Annotated in this window: 17 protein-coding genes; 1 reads left to right on the top strand and 16 read right to left on the bottom strand. The window is 37.7% G+C overall.

What is annotated here, in order from left to right; all coding sequences use genetic code 11:
- Positions 1 to 2: 2 nt before the first annotated feature.
- The 14 genes from lipA to tpiA all read right to left on the bottom strand — a co-directional run bounded on the left by lipA (position 3) and on the right by tpiA (position 14,575).
- On the bottom strand, positions 3 to 965 hold the full coding sequence (gene lipA, locus PVV65_RS06395) for a lipoyl synthase (RefSeq protein ID WP_273755478.1): 963 nt from the start codon (positions 963 to 965) through the stop codon (positions 3 to 5).
- Between the two features lie 68 nt (positions 966 to 1,033).
- Entirely contained in the window at positions 1,034 to 2,494 is a 1,461-nt protein-coding gene (lpdA, locus tag PVV65_RS06390; RefSeq protein ID WP_273789615.1) for a dihydrolipoyl dehydrogenase, read from the bottom strand.
- Positions 2,495 to 2,715: 221 nt separating this feature from the next.
- Positions 2,716 to 4,059: a pyruvate dehydrogenase complex dihydrolipoamide acetyltransferase gene (locus tag PVV65_RS06385; RefSeq protein WP_273789614.1), complete on the bottom strand. Its 1,344-nt coding sequence runs from the start codon at positions 4,057 to 4,059 to the stop codon at positions 2,716 to 2,718.
- Between the two features lie 14 nt (positions 4,060 to 4,073).
- Entirely contained in the window at positions 4,074 to 5,438 is a 1,365-nt protein-coding gene (locus tag PVV65_RS06380) for a pyruvate dehydrogenase complex E1 component subunit beta (protein ID WP_273789613.1), read from the bottom strand.
- 16 nt (positions 5,439 to 5,454) lie between these two features.
- On the bottom strand, positions 5,455 to 6,495 hold the full coding sequence (pdhA, locus tag PVV65_RS06375; protein WP_273789612.1) for a pyruvate dehydrogenase (acetyl-transferring) E1 component subunit alpha: 1,041 nt from the start codon (positions 6,493 to 6,495) through the stop codon (positions 5,455 to 5,457).
- Positions 6,496 to 6,630: 135 nt separating this feature from the next.
- Positions 6,631 to 6,942: a septum formation initiator family protein gene (locus tag PVV65_RS06370; RefSeq protein ID WP_120122016.1), complete on the bottom strand. Its 312-nt coding sequence runs from the start codon at positions 6,940 to 6,942 to the stop codon at positions 6,631 to 6,633.
- Between the two features lie 185 nt (positions 6,943 to 7,127).
- Positions 7,128 to 7,571 carry a TM2 domain-containing protein gene (locus PVV65_RS06365; protein ID WP_273789626.1) on the bottom strand — a complete coding sequence of 148 codons (444 nt, stop codon included), beginning with the start codon at positions 7,569 to 7,571 and terminating at the stop codon, positions 7,128 to 7,130.
- Positions 7,572 to 7,953: 382 nt separating this feature from the next.
- On the bottom strand, positions 7,954 to 8,385 hold the full coding sequence (locus tag PVV65_RS06360) for a TM2 domain-containing protein (RefSeq protein WP_273789611.1): 432 nt from the start codon (positions 8,383 to 8,385) through the stop codon (positions 7,954 to 7,956).
- Between the two features lie 392 nt (positions 8,386 to 8,777).
- On the bottom strand, positions 8,778 to 9,185 hold the full coding sequence (locus PVV65_RS06355; RefSeq protein ID WP_273789610.1) for a TM2 domain-containing protein: 408 nt from the start codon (positions 9,183 to 9,185) through the stop codon (positions 8,778 to 8,780).
- Between the two features lie 114 nt (positions 9,186 to 9,299).
- Entirely contained in the window at positions 9,300 to 10,568 is a 1,269-nt protein-coding gene (eno, locus tag PVV65_RS06350) for a phosphopyruvate hydratase (protein ID WP_273789609.1), read from the bottom strand.
- 72 nt (positions 10,569 to 10,640) lie between these two features.
- Entirely contained in the window at positions 10,641 to 11,477 is an 837-nt protein-coding gene (kdsA, locus tag PVV65_RS06345; protein ID WP_273789608.1) for a 3-deoxy-8-phosphooctulonate synthase, read from the bottom strand.
- A gap of 36 nt (positions 11,478 to 11,513) precedes the next feature.
- Complete coding sequence (locus PVV65_RS06340) at positions 11,514 to 13,142, bottom strand: CTP synthase (RefSeq protein ID WP_273789607.1); 1,629 nt, start codon at positions 13,140 to 13,142, stop codon at positions 11,514 to 11,516.
- A 132-nt stretch (positions 13,143 to 13,274) separates the two neighbouring features.
- Complete coding sequence (gene secG, locus PVV65_RS06335) at positions 13,275 to 13,727, bottom strand: preprotein translocase subunit SecG (protein ID WP_273755467.1); 453 nt, start codon at positions 13,725 to 13,727, stop codon at positions 13,275 to 13,277.
- An 83-nt stretch (positions 13,728 to 13,810) separates the two neighbouring features.
- Positions 13,811 to 14,575 carry a triose-phosphate isomerase gene (gene tpiA, locus PVV65_RS06330; RefSeq protein ID WP_273789606.1) on the bottom strand — a complete coding sequence of 255 codons (765 nt, stop codon included), beginning with the start codon at positions 14,573 to 14,575 and terminating at the stop codon, positions 13,811 to 13,813.
- Positions 14,576 to 14,728: 153 nt separating this feature from the next.
- On the opposite strand from tpiA, the gene PVV65_RS06325 reads away from it, so the two are divergent.
- A complete protein-coding gene (locus PVV65_RS06325; protein WP_273789605.1) occupies positions 14,729 to 16,618 on the top strand; it encodes a peptidyl-prolyl cis-trans isomerase in 1,890 nt (629 codons plus the stop codon).
- Positions 16,619 to 17,766: 1,148 nt separating this feature from the next.
- Here PVV65_RS06325 and PVV65_RS06320 read toward each other — a convergent pair.
- Positions 17,767 to 18,627 (bottom strand): phytoene/squalene synthase family protein, encoded by an 861-nt coding sequence (locus PVV65_RS06320; protein ID WP_273789604.1) that lies wholly within the window; start codon positions 18,625 to 18,627, stop codon positions 17,767 to 17,769.
- Positions 18,628 to 19,480: 853 nt separating this feature from the next.
- Positions 19,481 to 19,867, bottom strand: a complete 387-nt coding sequence (locus PVV65_RS06315; RefSeq protein WP_273789603.1) for an Mth938-like domain-containing protein — start codon at positions 19,865 to 19,867, stop codon at positions 19,481 to 19,483.
- Positions 19,868 to 19,884 lie beyond the last annotated feature (17 nt).

The raw sequence follows: 19,884 nt of genomic DNA, 5'->3' as shown, positions 1-19,884 counted from the left end.
AATTATCTCTGTAAAGCAAATTTCTCATCACGTGCCTTTTGCAAAATTGCAAAATCATCGCCTGCATGATGAGATGAGCGCGTCAGAGGATTGGAAGCCATATGTAAAAAACCCTTCACTTTACCAATTTTGGCAAAAGACTCAAATTCTTCAGGAGGCACAAAACGAATAACCGGATGATGTTTTCGTGTAGGCTGCAAATATTGCCCAATTGTCATAAAGTCAACATCTGCAGAGCGTAAATCATCCATCAATTGAAGAATTTCGTTTCGTTCTTCTCCGAGTCCAACCATAATTCCTGATTTTGTAAAGATTGTCGGATCAAGTTCTTTTACGCGTTGTAAGAGACGAATCGAATGAAAATAACGTGCTCCTGGACGAACCTTTAAATATTTAGAAGGAACCGTTTCTAAATTATGATTAAAAACATCAGGTTTAGCAGCAACAACAACTTCTAAAGCCCCATCTTTATGACGAAAATCAGGCGTGAGAACTTCAATTGTTGTCTTTGGAGCCTTTCGACGAATAGCGTAAATAACTTTCGCAAAATGCTCAGCACCACCATCAGCAAGATCATCACGATCAACCGATGTAATAACGACATGTTTTAATTCCATTCGCGCAACAGCATCTGCTACACGCTCTGGCTCATTCTCATCCACAGCAAGTGGAATACCTGTTGCAACGTTGCAAAATGCACAAGCCCGCGTACATATTTCACCTAAAATCATAAAACTGGCATGCCGTTGGCTCCAACATTCACCAATATTTGGACAACCTGCTTCTTCACATACGGTTACTAATTTATGGGTGCGTACAATACCATGCGTTTCCTTATAAATTGGTGATGTTGGCGCTTTTACACGGATCCAATTTGGCTTTTTCTGAACGCTTGTATCCGGACGATAAGCCTTTTCAGGATGACGCAAACGTCTATTCGTAATTCTATCAACAACCGTAACCATTTAAGCCTTTGCCTTATAAATACGAAGGAGTAATGAAAAATATAAGATCTTTCACACAAACCCAATCATCAAGCATTTAAAACTTGACCATAAGCATCCAATACACTTTCTTTCATCATTTCCGATAAGGTGGGATGGGGAAAGACAGTATGCATCAATTCTTCCTCTGTTGTTTCAAGATTCATGGCAATAACAAAACCCTGTATCAGTTCTGTTACCTCAGCCCCTACCATATGGGCGCCAAGAAGCTGTCCTGTTTTTTTATCAAAAATCGTTTTTACTAACCCCTGATCTTCGCCCAAAGCAATCGCCTTGCCATTTGCGGAAAAAGAATAACGACCAATACGGATATCATACCCTGCTTCTTTTGCTGCTGACTCAGAAAGCCCAACAGATGCAACTTGCGGTGTGCAATAGGTACAGCCTGAAATTTTTTTCTTATCAAGCGGATGAACATTCTTCAACCCTGCGAGACGTTCAACGCATATCACACCTTCTTCTTCTGCTTTATGTGCCAACATAGGTGGACCAGCGACATCACCGATAGCATAGATACCCTCTACACCTGTCCAACTCCATTCATCGGTCACAATGCACCCACGATCGGTTTTTATACCTAATGTTTCCAATCCAAGATTTTCAATATTACCCTGAACCCCAACAGCTGAAATCAATCGATCCGTTGTAATCGCTTCTGTTTTACCTTTTACATCAATATGCGCAGTAAGAGAATCGGTAGCTTTTTCAACCTTTATCACTTTTGCTTGGCTTAGAATACGAATGCCTTTTTTCTCTAATTGTTTACGCGCGAATATGGAGATTTCAATATCTTCAGCCGGCATAATATGAGGCATCATTTCAACAACCGTAACCTCTGCTCCCATATCATGATAAAAGGAAGCAAATTCAATGCCAATTGCTCCAGATCCCATGACCAAAAGTGATTTTGGCATGGTAGGGGGAATCATCGCTTCAAAATAAGTCCAAATGAGCTTTCCATCTGGCTCAATACCAGGAAGGATACGAGGACGTGCACCCGTTGCAATAATGACGTGTTTTGCTTGATAAATCCCCTTCCCTAATGTCCCTTTAGGGATTGGATTTTGTGGTTGTATAACCGGTTTGGAGGATGAAGAAACCACAATTTCCGCAAGCTGGCTTGCTTTTGCGGCCTTCGTTAGTTTTGCTTCACCCCAAATGATATCAATTTTGTTTTTTTTCATCAAAAAACCAACACCCGCATTTAAACGCGCAGAAACTGCGCGCGAACGTGCTACAACATCTTTGATATTGGCTTCAATTGAACCGTTTATCTTTAAACCATAATCTTTTGCATGTTCAGAAAAATGTTTTATTTCTGCTGAACGCAAAAGCGCCTTTGTTGGAATACATCCCCAATTTAAGCAAATCCCTCCGAGATGTTCACGTTCAACAATTGCAGTCTTAAAGCCACATTGTGCCGCACGAATTGCGGTTACATATCCGCCAGGTCCCGATCCAATTACAATTATATCATAAAGATTTTCCACAGTAATTCCTCCATGGATATACACAAAACAGATACACACTCTTTAAGCTTAAAACTAAAAAAACAATAAGACAAAATTTCTTTTTGTCTTTCATTCTAAGCTTCACAGGGAATACCCTTGCTAAATCAGTAGCGATACCGCTATTCAAACTCTTTAAATCCGCTTTTACCATATTCATATATCACGCACACAAACAGTTTACGTAAAGCACTTAAGACAGCTCAAATGAGCATTGCTAATGGATTTTCAATCATCTTCTTAAAAGTCTGTGCAAGTTCTGCTGCCAGTGCACCATCAACAGCACGATGATCAACGGAAAGTGTAACAGACATGATGCTCGCAATTCCTAATGCACCATTTTTAACAACAGCACGTTGCTCACCTGCACCAACGGCAAAAATCGTCGCATGCGGCGGATTAAGAATAGCAGAAAAACTTTTCACGCCATACATTCCCATATTCGATATAGCTGTTGTTCCACCCTGATATTCTTCCATTTTTAATTTGCGCTCACGTGCACGCTTTGCATAATCTTTCATCTCATTAGAAATAACCGATAAAGATTTTTCCTCTGCATGGCGAATAATGGGGGTAATTAATCCATCTGGAACAGAAACAGCGACCCCAACATCACAGTGCTTGTGATGAAGTATGCCACCTTCAAGCCAAGAAACATTCGCATCAGGAACGGCTTTCAAAGAAAATGCTACAGCTTTAATAACCATATCATTAACAGATAGCTTATAAGCGGGCTTTGCGCCATCTTGCGTCTTAATCATGGGTGCAGCAGCATTCAATTGCGCACGCAGTTCCAATAATGCATCGAGTTCACAATCTATTGTTACATAAAAATGCGGCACTGTCTGCTTTGATTCAACCAAACGTTTAGCGATTGTTTTACGCATATTATTATGAGCTGTGAATGTATATTCACCCTCTTTAAAGAGTTGTAATATCTGTTTATCAGACATACCTGCTGCTGCCAGCTCGCCGATTGATGACGAATAAGAAGCTTGAGAGATATCGCCGCTCATAGCTTTTTCCACATCGCGTTTGATAATACGTCCACGGGGACCACTTCCAGAAATAAGGGATAAGTCAAGACCTGCCTGAGAAGCTAATCGCCGCGCTAAGGGAGAGGCGAAAAGACGTGCCCCCTCTTTATCTTGCTGTATTAATTGCTGAGTAGATGATTCATGAGACATCTTTCTCCCCTTTGAGTCCGTCTGCTTCAGAGAATCTGCCTGTTTTTCGCCTTTTGATTCTTGTCTTATAGAAGAAGAAGTCTTTTCTGCAACCTTTGCAGCTTCAGCTAAATCTTCACCTTCTTCTGCTAAAACAACAATCAAAGAATTCACTTTAACACCTTGTGTTCCGGCAGGAACAACAATTTTGGCAACTGTCCCCTCATCAACGGCCTCGACTTCCATCGTCGCTTTATCCGTCTCAATTTCAGCAATAACATCCCCAGAGGAAACCTTATCGCCCTCCTTAATATTCCATTTTGTTAAATTTCCCTCTTCCATCGTAGGGGAAAGCGCTGGCATTGTAATTTTAATGGGCATTGTGCTTTCCTCCGTTATGCTCTGTACGTCACAGCCTTAACGGCCTCAATAATTTCAGCAGTATCAGGCAAAGCCAACTTCTCAAGATTAGCAGCATAAGGCATCGGAACATCTTTACCAGAAATCGTCGCAATTGGTGCATCAAGATAATCAAAAGCCTGTTGCATAACACGCGTTGCTATTTCAGTTCCTACAGATGACTGAGGAAACCCCTCTTCAATTGTTACCAAACGGCCCGTCTTTTTAACAGAAGAAAGAATTGTCGGAAGATCCATCGGACGAATGGTTCGTAAATCAATTAACTCAACGTCAATACCAAGTTTTTCAATTTCTGGTAATGCTTGAACAGCATAATGCATACCAATCCCACAGGCAACAATCGTCACATCTTGTCCAGTTTTATGAAGTCGTGCCCGACCAATAGGCAAAACAAAATCATCGAGTTGAGGAACCTCAAATTGATGCCCGTACAAAATCTCATTTTCAAGGAAAATAACAGGATTATCATCACGAATAGCCGCTTTTAGCAAACCTTTTGCATCTGCAGCACTATAAGGCATAACAACTTTTAAACCTGGAATATGACTATACCAAGCAGCATAGCATTGAGAATGTTGAGCACCAACACGAGCAGCCGCGCCATTGGGACCACGGAAAACCATAGGAACTGTCATTTGTCCACCAGACATATAACGTGTCTTTGCTGCTGAGTTAATAATTTGATCCATTGCCTGCATAGCAAAATTAAATGTCATAAACTCGACAATAGGACGTAACCCTCCAAAAGCAGCTCCAACAGCCAGTCCAGCAAAACCATGTTCTGTAATTGGGGTATCAATAACGCGCTGTTCCCCGAATTCTTCCAACAAACCTTGGCTAACCTTATAGGCTCCTTGATATTGCGCAACTTCTTCCCCCATGAGAAAAACCTTTTCATCACGCCGCATTTCCTCAGCCAAAGCCTGATTAAGCGCTTCACGAACTGTCATTGTCACCATTTCTGTTCCCGCTGGAATATCAAAATCAGGAGGTGGAGCAAAAGCAAGAGACTGCGGAACTGATGAAGGAAGAGAAGGAGAGGACACTTCAAGTTTTTGCGCTGTATTGGTAGGGTGTGAAATATCTTCAGCACGCTCACCTTCTTCTAACAAAACTGCAATAACACTGTTAACCTTTACGCCTTCAGAGCCTTCAGGCACAAAAATTTTACCAAGCGTGCCTTCATCAACAGCCTCTACTTCCATTGTCGCCTTATCCGTTTCAATTTCAGCAATAACATCGCCAGAGCTAACCTTATCACCTTCTTTCTTGAGCCATTTAGACAGTTTACCTTCTTCCATCGTTGGTGAAAGCGCCGGCATCAAAATATCAATAGACATACTTGCTTCCCTCGCATCAAATTAAAATATCAGTATAGAGCTCAGAAGCATCTGGCTCTTGATCACTTTGTGCAAAATCTGCTGCGTCAGCAACAATTGCACGGACTTCTTTCTCAATCGATTTTAAAGCATCTTCGCTCGCCCAATTTTGTTTAAGAATCCGACTTTTTACTTGATCAATCGGATCGTGTTCCTCTTTTATTTTTTGGACTTCTTCTTTAGAGCGATATTTCGCTGGATCAGACATGGAATGACCACGATAGCGATAGGTTTGCATATCGAGAATGATCGGACCTTTACCCGAACGAGCCCAAGAAATTGCTTCATCAGCAGCTCCTTTTACAGAGCGAACATCCATACCGTCAACAACAATGCCTGGAATTTCAAAAGAAAGACCGCGGCGAGAAAAATCAGTTTCTGCAGATGCACGTGAAACGGATGTTCCCATAGCATACTGATTGTTTTCAATAATATAAACTACCGGCAGCTTCCAAAGTGAAGCCATATTAAAACTTTCGTAAACCTGCCCCTGATTTGCAGCGCCATCACCAAAATAAACCAATGTCACATTATCTTTACCAAGATATTGATTCGAAAATGCCAAGCCTGAACCTATGGGAACCTGCGCACCAACAATACCATGACCCCCATAAAAATTCTTTTCTTTAGAGAACATATGCATCGAGCCACCTTTGCCTTTGGAAAATCCCCCTTGGCGTCCCGTTAATTCTGCCATGACGCCCCGCGGGCTCATCCCAACAGCTAACATATGGCCATGGTCACGGTAAGACGTAATAACCTGATCACCTTCTTTTGTTGCCTTTAATGTTCCGATAACAACAGCTTCCTGTCCAATATAAAGATGACAAAATCCCCCAATAAGCCCCATACCATAAAGTTGTCCTGCTTTTTCTTCAAAACGGCGAATTAAAAGCATTTCACGATAAGCATCAATTTCTTCCTCTTTTGTAAAATCTGCTATTGATGCTTTCTTTGTGGTGCTTGATAATGCAGTGTGCGCCACCAACGCAGAATTTTTTTTAAGTCGTTCTGCCATATTAAACTCCCTTTTATGATTATTTAGGAATAACCTTTACGAACAAAAGTTACAAGCCTTATCAATCGGCTTAAACAATATCATTGCTGATTGTCGTTTAAATTAAGCAATTTTTCATTTACCTTTGGTATCATTTTAAGGCATTAAGACTGTCAATTCATTTGGCTTAGAAAAATTTAAATTCTTTCGGACATATTCATCCAACATATCCTTTTCAATATGTCCATTACGTAAAAGAGAAATACGCTTTTCAATGAACTCCCGCTCAGCTTCTATTTTATGAAGCTCCTTTTCTAATTCACTAATCTGCTGATTAACTTCACTGCGTGAATATAATCCATACTCACCATGATAAATGTGGTAACTGAAATAGCTTAAAACACCCACCGTCATAAGCGGTAGTACAAAGCGCACTTTGATTGATCGACGTTTTTGTTTTGTCCACATAAAATAGCACAGTCTTTACAGAACAAGTTTCTTCATATTCTGCCTAACTATGCACGATTTTGATTAACACCTCATTACTCAATCTACACACGCAAACAATTTGTTATCACCAATTTATCCCCCCCCTTAAATACAATCAAAGTAAGCTGAATGCCTCATTTTCCATATTATAAATCGGATATTTACTAACTTGTGATTTTACACCCATCTTTGTCCTTAAAACTTCCTATTAAAATGACTATAAAATCAATCAATACCCAAGGTATAATTATAAAAATAATCCCTAGAAGCCCAAACCCCAAAAATGGTATAGTTATTATACTTAGTATAGTTATAAGAAGCATTATAATGCCTGTTACAATTTTACCAACCATAAAACGATGAATTCCTAATCCACCTAGAAAAAGACAAACGACCGCTAACGTCACTTTTGATTGTTGAGACTGCCCTGCTGACAAGATAGGGAAAACAGATTTAATGGTATCTCCTTCACAGACAAAATCAACGACATCACCAACCTTCGGCGGCTTTTTTCCTGACCAATCCCAATTCGCAAACTGATAGCGCTTACCATCAGTCCCTGAAATGAAATATGTTCCCTGATCCTGACTAATAATCTTACCTTTCATCTTCACCACCTATAAAATTGTTATTCATAAAGAAGTTTTTCTTCTAATATGATCATATGTTAGATAAATCTCACTGCATGAGTACGATCTGCACTCACCGTGATTATGACAATTTAAAAAGCTTAAAATCCCCCAACAACTTAAAATTCCCGCCAATTATAAGTGGCAATACAAAGCACGCTGTTCGATTTGCACTTTTGTTTTTTCATATGAAATAGTACAGTCTTTTTCAATAGTTTTATTTAAATATTTATAAGTTTATTTAATATTTAACATTTAAAGACATAGACTAAAATAATTTACATTATTAAATTAATATATTGACAACATTAGAAGTAAAGAAAGTTTCTCACTCTTTATATTTTATATTATTCTAAAATTTCTACCAATTTATAATTTTATCCCCATTCTCATCCCTAAAATATCCCGATAAAATGACTATAAAATCAATAAATGACCAAGGCCCAGTTATTAAAAGTATTCCTACCCCCATAGTAAATGGTATACTTAGTAGGCTTATAAGAAGCATTACAACGCCCGTTCCAACTTTACCTGCCATAAAGCGATGAATTCCCAACCATCCAAAAAACCAACAAACAAGTGCTATCGCTAACCTTGATTTATCCGACTGCGATTTACTCAAAAGAGGGAAAACAGATTTAACAACATTATCTTCATATACAAAGTCAACGGTGTCCCCTACCTTTGGTGCTTTTTTTCCTAACCAATCCCAACTTGCAAATTGATAACGCTTACCATCAGCCCCTGAAATGAAATAATCTCCTTGATCCTGACCAATAATCGTACCTTTCATCCTTGCCCACCTATAAAGCTGCTCCTCATGTGTTCTTCATAAAGAGATTATTCTAATTTGATGATATATCGATTAACCTCACGGCATAAATAAAATTTGTAGCAGCCGTGATAAACGTGAAATTAAAATAGCTTAGAGCTCCCCCCAGTAACCTAATGTTTTCTGCTGCTATAAGCAGCAATACAAAACATACCTTAGTTGATTTACGTCGTTTTTTTACTCATATAAAATAGCACAGTCTTTTTCAATACTTTTACTTGACTGTGCATATTTTTCTTAAAATCTCACACTAAAGAAATAGAGTACAATAATTTAGCATGATGAACTTAATATATTGGTCAAAATAAAAAGCAAACTAAATTATCTACTTCTTATTATAAATTATAAAAAATTTACAGATCTGTAATCTGATTCCCATTTTTATCCGTAAACTTTCCAGCAAGAATGAGTATGAAATCAACAATTGCCCAAATACCAGTGATCACCAATCCAGCAACCGATAAAGATAGAACGAGCATTAAAGAACCCGTCCGAACTCTCCCCACCATAAAGCGATGGACACCAAAAATACCTGCACACCAACAAAGGAGTGCAAACATTATTTTTGAGTTTTCTGTACCTGATCTCAACAATGGAAAAACAGAACTGACTACACCTCCTTCACAGACAAAATCAACGGTATCACCAATCCTCGGGGGTTTCTTTCCTAACCAATCCCAAGTCGCAAATTGATAACGTTTACCATCATCTCCCGAAACGAGATATGTTCCTTGATCTTGACTAATAATTATACCTCTCATCTTAATCCCTATAAATTTAAATGCCTATAAAATGATTGCTCTATGTCTTTGATAAGACATTTCAATTCCATAATCTAAATGATCTTATACTTTCATATTTTGTTCTCACAACAATCAACGATATACATCACCGGCATAATGTGCTTGAACCCCTAGCATTTCTTCAATACGAATAAGTTGATTGTATTTTGCTAATCTATCCGAACGAGCAAGAGAACCTGTTTTAATTTGTCCACAATTCGTTGCAACCGCAAGATCTGCTATGAAAGAATCCTCTGTTTCACCTGAGCGATGAGATATAATGGCGCGATAACCTGCTTTATGTGCGACTTCTACAGCATCAAGTGTTTCACTCAATGTCCCAATTTGATTAACTTTTATGAGAATAGAATTACCTACCCCCATTTTAATACCATTATGCAAACGCGCTGAATTTGTTACAAATAAATCATCGCCAACAAGCTGACATTTTTTTCCAATTGTATCAGTAAGAAGCTTCCAACCTTCCCAATCATCCTCTGCCATTCCATCTTCAATGGTAACAATAGGATAACTTCTCACAAGATGCGCCAAATAATCTACCTGTTCTTGGATGTCACGACATTTTTCCTCACCTTTATAAAAATATGAACCATTTTTATAAAATTCAGTGGAAGCACAGTCTAAACCAATGGCAATTTGCTCACCTAGTTTATAGCCACATTTTATTATGGATTCCATAATAAAATCAATTGCTTGGTCTGCACTTTTAAATTGAGGTGCAAAACCACCTTCATCACCAACATTGGTATTATAACCCGCATCTTTTAAACGCTTTTTTAACGCATGGAAAATTTCAGCACCATAACGGATCGCTTCTTTCACGGTAGGGGCTCCTACCGGAATAATCATAAACTCTTGAAAATCAATCAAGTTATCAGCATGAACGCCACCATTAATAATATTCATCATAGGTGTTGGAAGAATATGCGCTTGCGGTCCACCAATATAACGATACAAGGGTAAATTTAATGAGTCTGCAGCGGCTCTTGCAACAGCCAATGAAACACCAAGAAGTGCATTAGCACCAAGACGGGCTTTGTTTGGCGTTCCATCCAAAGCAATCATTGCTTGATCAATAGCGATTTGGTCTCTTGCGTCCCGCCCACCAAGTTCTTCAAGAATTTCACCATTGACTGCAGCAACTGCTTTTTCAACACCTTTCCCTTGATAACGCGGACCACCATCACGAAGCTCTATAGCCTCATGTGCCCCTGTTGAAGCTCCTGAGGGAACCAGCGCGCGACCAAAAGCGCCATTTTCCAAATGAACGTCAACTTCTACCGTCGGATTACCACGGCTATCAAGAACTTCACGTCCAATGATATCGACAATGATCGTCATCTATGTTTCCTTATCCAATAAAAGTTGCGATTCATTTCTAATGTCCTAATTCATGAAATATTTCTTCTTTTCTTAATTCAGCTTCTTTGACAAATGATCAAATTCCATTAAAGTCTCAAGTAATCTTTGTAAATTATCAATTTTAACCATATTGGGGCCATCAGAAGGTGCATGATCTGGATCTTGATGTGTTTCTAAAAAAATACCGGCAACCCCAACAGAAACAGCCGCACGCGCTAATATTTCAACAAATTGACGCTGTCCACCAGATGAAGCCCCCTGCCCTCCAGGTTCTTGAACAGAGTGTGTTGCATCAAAAATAACAGGTGCCCCAAATGAACGTAAAATAGGTAACGAACGCATATCCGAAATAAGTCGATTATAGCCAAATGATGTACCGCGCTCACAAAGCATAACATTTGGATTACCACTGTAAACAACCTTTTTTAAAACATTCTCCATATCCCACGGCGCTAAAAACTGCCCTTTTTTAATATTAATAACACACCCTGTTTTGGCAGCTGAGACTAAAAGATCAGTTTGACGACATAAAAAAGCAGGTATTTGTAAAATATCAACCGTAGAAGAAACAATGCTACATTGCTCTTCGGTATGCACATCAGTCAATATGGGACAATCAAACTCTTTTTTTAAATCAGAAAAAATAACCATTGCTTTTTCAAGACCAATGCCCCGTGCTGCACTCAAAGAAGTTCGGTTAGCTTTATCATAACTTGATTTATAAACAAACCCGATACCAAGCTGATCGGCAATTGTTTTAATACGACCAGCCATTTCAAAAGCATGATCACGACTTTCCATCTGACACGGCCCTGCAATTAATGAAAGGGGCATTTCATTTGAAAAAATAACATTTCCAACTTTTACACGCTTATTTGGTTTTGTCATTTTATCCCTCAAAAGCAAAGTAACCAAATTTATACCTTAAACCAATCGACTTTGTTCTACAGCGGCCTCAATAAAAGAAGAAAAAAGCGGATGTGGATCAAAAGGACGTGATTTTAATTCTGGATGATATTGAACACCAATAAACCATGGATGATCTACATATTCTATTGTTTCCGGCAAAATACCATCGGGAGACATGCCAGAAAAAATCAAACCACACTGTTCTAACTTATCTTTATAATCAATATTGACTTCATAACGATGACGATGCCGTTCAACAATCCTTGTCATTCCATAAATTTGAGCAATATGACTTTCTTCTTTTAATTCAGCAGTAAAAGCCCCAAGACGCATAGATCCGCCGAGATCACCATTTCTTGTCCGTTTTTCAAGAACATCACCTCTAAGCCATTCTGTCATTAAACCTACAATTGGATTTTCTGTTTCGCAAAACTCACTCGATGAAGCATTCTCAATCTGTGCAATATTGCGCGCAGCTTCTATACAGGCCAATTGCATTCCAAAACAAATCCCTAAAAATGGAATTTTACGCTCTCTTGCAAATTGAATTGCTCGAATTTTTCCTTCTGCCCCTCGAGCTCCAAAAGCCCCAGGAACCAAAATTCCATGCGCTTTTTGTAAAGCTAAAACGGAATCTTCTTTTTCGAGAAGTTGAGAATCAATCCACTCAATATTAACTTTTACTTTATTCGCTAAACCACCATGCGCAATCGCTTCAATAAGAGATTTATAAGCATCCTTTAAGCCCGTATATTTTCCTACAACAGCAATCGCCACTTCTCCTTCAGGGTGGTGAATGCGATGCGTAATGTCTTCCCACCGATCCATCTGAGGCGGAGGTGCCGAATCAATTCCAAAAGCACAAAGAACCTCAGAATCTAAACCTTCTTTGTGATAGGCCATGGGAACATCATAAATTGTTGGCATATCCAATGCCTGAATGACTGCTTTGGCGCGAACATTGCAAAAAAGTGATAATTTGCACCGCTCTGTTTCTGGAATAGACCGATCTGCACGTACAAGTAAAATATCAGGAGAAATACCAATTGATTGTAATTCTTTGACAGAATGTTGTGTTGGTTTCGTTTTTAGCTCACCTGCTGAAGGAATATAAGGCATTAATGTAAGATGGACATAAACAACATTTTGTCGGGAAAGTTCATTGCCAAGCTGACGAATCGCTTCAAGAAAAGGCATGGCTTCAATATCACCAACTGTTCCACCTATTTCACACAAAACAAAATCAAATTCTTCATTTCCGCTCGTAATAAATCGCTTAATTTCATCCGTAACATGAGGAATAACTTGAACTGTTGCCCCCAAATAATCACCACGCCGTTCTCGTTCAATGATATTTCGATAAATACGCCCTGTTGTAATATTATCTTGGCTATTTGCAGAACGCCCCGTAAAGCGCTCATAATGACCAAGATCAAGATCCGTCTCCGCACCATCATCAGTCACAAATACCTCACCATGTTGATAAGGCGACATCGTCCCTGGATCAACATTTAAATAGGGATCAAGTTTGCGAAGGCGTACACGATAGCCACGAGCCTGTAATAACGCTGCTAACGCCGCCGCTGCGATGCCTTTTCCAAGGGAAGAAACCACACCACCAGTAATAAAAACATAACGTGCCATGGGCTTATGGTGATAAGCAATTTATAATGATTTTTCCAGCAAAAAATGTAAAAAGAAACAGTTTTTCTTCTAAAATAAAATAAAAAAGGTGAAAAAATCACCTTTTTTAAAATCTATATTTTCTTTAAAAAACTATTTTGCACTGTTATCCGGAACTGTATTTTCAAGAACCGGTGGAACTGGGGTTTCCGCTTCAGGATTTTTAAGCGATTTTTGCTCCTTCGGAGAATCCGAAGTCCCTCCTAACTGTTCAAGAATAGAAGGAGAAGACTTACCCTCTGATGATGGGACTGATTCTGAGCCTTTATTGGTAGAGTTCTGCTCTGAATTAACCGGTATACGCTTTAAAATATCAGAACTTGAGTTTGATATACTTCCCACAACAGTAAGTCCAATGGACACAACAAAAAAACAACAGGCTAAAATAGCTGTCAACCGTGTTAAAGGATTTCGAGACCCACGGGCTTTCATCAGCCCTGAGCTATTACTCACACCGAGCCCACCGCCTTCTGAAGGTTGGATTAAGATCACCCCAACCAAAGTAATTACAATCAATAAATGAATAACAATAAGTACTGTTTGCATAAACCCTGCTCTTCAAATAACTCTTTTATAAGCTCTTTACACATAAATAACACACAATCCAAGGGGGAACTCAAATTTCTCTTCTATAATTTACGACAAACATCACAAATCGTTAAAAAATCAATCGCTTTTAAACTGGCTCCACCGATCAAAGCTCCATTAACATGAGGAATGCTTAAAAGCTCAAAGGCATTGGATGGCTTTACGGATCCACCATAAAGCAAACGTATTTTATTACCTTCATCACCAAAACGAGAGCGCATCTTATTACGAATGAAATGATGCACTTTTGCAATATCTTCTGAAGTTGCTGTATTGCCAGTACCTATCGCCCAAACAGGTTCATAAGCGATAATGGTATTCTCTGCTGTTGCATCATCTGGTAAAGATCCTTCAAGCTGCTGTGAAAGAACATCCAACACTTTATTATTATCACGCTCCTCCAATGTTTCACCAATGCACACAAGCGCCACAAGACCTGCACGCCGTGCTGCTTGCACTTTAGCACAGACAATTGCATCATTTTCTTGATATACTGTACGACGCTCAGAATGTCCAAGAATAACATGACTTGCTCCGGCTTCTTTAAGCATAAAAGCTGAAATATCTCCCGTATAAGGACCATGATCATCAAAGTGACAATCTTGTCCTCCTAAAAGAAGATTTTCACCATCCAGCGTATCATAAGCACGCGATAAAAGCGTTGCTGGAACACAAATGAGCGCTTCAAATAGATGACTGAGATCAGAGCTCATGCCTGTAGCAATAGCACGCAGCTCTCCAAGCGCTTTACTCGTTCCATTCATTTTCCAATTTCCAGCAAGAAAAGGCCGAATATTTGGAGACATATTTTTACCTCAAGAGCTCTTATAACACTTTGTTTATCTGTAGTATCAAATTATAAAACGAAAGCAAGTCTTTAAAAGCTTGCATCTTTCGTCTCTTTATTGCAAATTCCATTACTGCTTTGGTAATAATTTATGTTAAAATGAGATTGAACAATGCTTGACGTCATAAGAAGTGCTACAAATTCTTGGATTTTTAGAGTTTTCCTTTCTATTTTACTCTTATGCTTCGTTCTTTTATGGGGGATACCACGGTTACACACAAAAAGCGAAAGAGATCTTATTACTTCTGGAAAGTCCATCGTAACGATCGATGATTATCGTCTTGCACTTGCTGATCAAAGCGCACGTTTAGCACAGGCAGCTCATCTTGGACGAATGTTTACACAAAATGAAATGCAGCAATACCAAATTCCTGCTTTTGTGTTTAATCAATTGCAACAAAATGTACTGCTTGATGAACAAGTCCGTAAAATGAAAATAAGTCTTTCAAAAGATACAATCGCTCATACGATTGGTTCTGATAAGATGTTCCAGGTAAATGGTACATTTGATAAAAATTTATTTTATAACTATCTTCAGCATTTACGTATCAGTGAAAGTGCTTTTCTTAATTATTATACCAAACAAGAAAAGCGTAACCAACTTATTGCAGCTTTGCTTTCTGATATGAAAGCACCAGATCTCTTTTATAAAGCTCTTGCTCTTTATCAAGGAGAAATGCGGAGCGCTGATTATCTCCTTATTGATCTCAAAGGAAAGCAAATGATTGCTGATCCTGATCACGAAACACTACAAAAATGGTTTGAAACCCATCAAAGTGAATTTCGCACTCCAGAATACCGGACTGTCTCTTTATTATCAATGCAACTTAATGATTTTGTAAAACCCAATGATATCTCAACAGATGAAGCAAAAGCCTATTATACCCAAAATGCGTCACGTTTTGTAACGCCTGAAAAGCGTACATTTGAAGAACTACGATTCTCCACACGCGAAGAAGCCGATAAGGCAGCAAAAAAAATAGCCGATGGATTGAGTTTTGATGAACTGGTAAAAGCTGAAAAAAAGACTCTTAATGACATAAAAGAAGGGCCTCTTGCAGAAAATGAACTTCCTAATCATCTTGCATCGGAGATTTTTGAACTTCCACAAGGACAAATCAGTCCTGTAATAAATGATTTACAGGGACCTGTTCTCGTTCGCGTCACACATATTGAACCTGCAAGCTCACTTCCTTTTGAAAGTGTAGAAGAAAATATTCGCCAAACTCTTGCAAAAAATCGTGCTGCTGATGAGATCCGTAACAATTATGTCGCCATTGAAAATGCTCGTTTTGAAGGCGCTTCTTTTAAAGAGCTTGCGGACCAATACAAGTTAACTCTGCGCACAATTACCCTTGATAAAACGGGCAAAACGCTTGAAGGTACAATCCTCACGGATTTGCCTCAAAAAGATACTTTGTTAAACGCCATCTATCAATCAAATGAAGGCGTCGATCTTGATCCTCTCTCTTTTCAAAATGGTGGATATCTCTGGTATAAGGTCGATAAAATTATTCCTGCCCGCGATAAAACATTAGAAGAAGCTAAGATAGATGTTCTTTCTCAATGGAAAAATGAGGAAATCCAACGCCTTCTTGATGAAAAAGCCCAAAATGCTCTCAAACAGCTTATGGAAGGAAAAAGTCTTGTTGCCCTTGCTCAAACACTTGGTGTTACAAAACAAACAACACCCCTCCTCCGGCGTCAAGATTCCTCTGAAATCCTTGGTGTTGAAGGAATTAAAACATTATTTTCTGGACCCCAAGGTCATTATGGTATCATAAAAGGTCCGGTTGCAACAAACCGTATCCTTTATCAAATAAAGTCTGTAACGATGCCTAAAGACATCACGCCTCATACTCTTCCACCTGAAGTTCGAGCCAGCATAGATATGATGATAAGAGAAGATCTCAAGCTAGAAATGCTACAAATTGCCAATAAAGAACATCCTTTGGAAATTAATAGCAAAAATTATAATCAGATCTTTAACGCTCTCCAATAAAAAGGATGTATATAATTTAAAAAAACTTATTTGATAGAATTTCTATCAGCACTTCGTCTATCGTTGAAAAAGATAAGGGCGGTTTTTTGTTTGCTTCTAGCTTAAGATCGACATTATCATTAACTCTCTCGCCAATCAGTGTGTATATAGATTTGCAAGAAAAAAGGTAATGGGGATAATGCGAAGTCTGTTTTTTTCAACGTGGTAAGCAATATTATCCATCTAAAAGCTAGTAAAGGTTGTCGCTAATTCCGCTATAAATGTCATCCCTCTTGTCATTACATTTACAGCTTGTCATATCGCTACTCTTAACATTCAATTCATAAGGTATGTATTGCTTCTTCCTTAAATGATTTTCGTTAACACACCCAACTTATGATATGAAAAAACTATTTTAAAATTTATTATAAACGTAATTAAAAATGAGAAAATCTTTATTGATTCAACGCTCTCATTCAATATAGGAAAAAATAAACTCTCATGATAAATTAATATCTTTATATATCATAGCAATCATCAATTATGGATTCATAACTTTAATTTCTCAAAAATGAGCGTTGTTCTATAGCCTTAATAGGCTGCCAAAGTAATTTCCCTCATAATAAAATAGAAATTATATTTCATTTGCAAATAAGACACGAGCAATACATTTAGAATACCCAATATCAAAATTCTTCATCAAATGCACCAATGTATTAGGCTTTATCTTATGTTTTTCTTTATTTTATAACACATTGATTTAAAATCATAATATAGTGTTACTTATATTAAATAAAAATCCTAAATACTCTAAGCTTCTTTTATTCCAAACTTGTTCCATGTTGAATCAATCAAAACTTCTCACTTACACGTTATAAGCGGAATTAGCGTTTGGATAAACATTAAAGAAAGGACATACCTTTTATGAAAAATTCCAGAGGTTATCGCAATATTGGGAGATGAACGCCGATATAACAATGATGCCAGCTTGTCTCTCTCAGCCATCCAATACACTTATTTTCAAGGTCTTCAAATTTTTTATTCTTTTGCGTTGATAGAAAGAATTATATCCATGTCTTCGATAACAAAGAAATGGTTTGGAATTCTAATATCCCTTTTTATCTTCAACATGAAAAAAATCAATCTAACGTTAACATCATCATATTCTTTTACAATATCTTTGGAAAATGACCGCTTAGTGCTGCTTTTGTTATCAGCCAATAGCGATGTATTAATGGCAAAGTTGCATTTTCTTGAAAAATTACAGCCCCCAGCTGTAAAGCCTTTTGAAGAGAATCCGGTATAATGACCAATGGAAGAAAGGCTGGCTTAAGAGCTTTAGGTAAGCTATGAAAAGACGCATAAAACTTGGTATAATGATCGCGTGATAATGCTACCATAGCTTCAACAATACGGCCCTTTTGTTGATCACTGAGACGATGAGAATCCAAATCCTTCCTATTCATTCCTACAGCCTGCAGCATATCAGTAGGTAAATAATAGTGATATCGTGATTGCATAAAAGATAAAAGACGCAATACACCGCTTAGCCCTTGAGCAATTCCCCCATGTTTACTGGTATCTGTAAAATCTTGTGCGGCATCATGATCTAATATCTGACAAGAAAGCTGTAAAATTATACTTGCTGTTTCACAACAATAATGCTCAAGCTCATGAAGCGTTTCTAGTGGATTGTGGTAAAGATCTAAAATTTGTGCGTCACAATACCGTAAAAAAGCTGTCTTAGGTAAATTAAAAAGAGTCATTGCTGTCAATAAATCACTTAAAATCGGATTGCTTCCACTCGTTTGCATTTCTTCATGCACGATAGAATCATACCACCAGCGTAATCGTATTTCGCCGATGAGTGGATCATGAACACTTTCGCGAATACGAGAAATCTCAGCATTAAATGCGTAAAGAGCAGCCAATGCTTTTCGCTTTTTTTTAGGTGAAAATAAAACCGATATATAGCGATCACGATCTATGGTACGTAAAATATCAAGACAATAAGGAAGAGAACCTATCATTCTATGAACCTATTAACGCCCCTTTTTGGCCATTCAATTAATATTCTCTTTTTATTCATATTTTAAAATGAGAGATAAGAAAATACAGTTCAAAAATAAGATTTTTAAATGTATCTCTTCATGTCTGATGAATGAAAGTTTCTTTTTTAATGACTTTTCTTTTCAGAAAGAAGATTTTTAAAAATGAAATAAACAATTTTTTTGATAAAAATGTATCTTATAGGATTTAAGCGTTTATTTGTCGTAAAAACAGATAAAATTAACCGTAACATCTGTAATGAAACTTAAGAACAGACAAAGAAAAATACTTTTTAACGGAATAGATGACAAAACACTGATCACCCAAAACTTCATCAAATGATTGGACTCTTCCCACAACTTCAAAGAACAAAGATTCCTATTCTCACTGATCCGTCAAAGATCCAATTGCTTTTGAAGTTTTTCTACCTCTCATAACAAATTAATTTATAATAATAATTTATAATAATAATTTATCGTTTTATCTGTTAAATTCGAAATCCTAATATCATACGATTCTCTCATTTTATGCCTATTTCCTTTCACCTTATACTTGAAGCGGGTGTATAGATAAAATTAAAAAGGAATAAAAATGCTTCTTATGAATGACCTCAAATGCCAGAGACTTATCACTTATGCGATACGCTAAGCTCTACAGGTTAATTCAGCTCTAAATACTTGCTGCTGTATTAATAATACACTTAATGTATTAAGTTATGTATAATACTTTATATTCCTATATTGCCACCTTAAATGACGATATTTTGAGATACAGCAAAATAATCACACGCGTCTTTTATGCTAGACAAGAGGATCTATTTTATGAAAAAATGCTTTATTCTACCGCAAATAATAATGCCGCAACAGCGCGATCTTCAGCTAATAAAACATTAAATGTACGCACTGCTGCTCCTGTACTCATTGTATCTGATGAAATACGCTTTTCCCATAAAAGGACCTGTAAATCTTCAGGTAATCGTAATAATTCAGTTCCAGTCCCTATTAATAAAACTTCAATCTCATTTGCTTCTTCTAAAACACGAGATAGATCCCCTTGAGTGGGAAGAGGCCCTGCCATATTAATGCCATAAATTCCTGACGGAATACAAATAATAGAACCTCTATGAGACATATCAGCAAAACGAAATCCACCATTTCCATAAGCATCAATAGGTGCACGACTCGGAAAATGTGCTTCACGAATTTGAATGGCATCGGACATGAATAAGTACCTTTTAT

Origin of the sequence: Bartonella sp. ML70XJBT (assembly GCF_028618425.1) — a bacterium.
Classification (GTDB): domain Bacteria; phylum Pseudomonadota; class Alphaproteobacteria; order Rhizobiales; family Rhizobiaceae; genus Bartonella.
The sequence above is the reverse complement of the archived record's forward strand: the minus strand, read 5'-3'. Positions and strand labels throughout refer to the sequence as shown.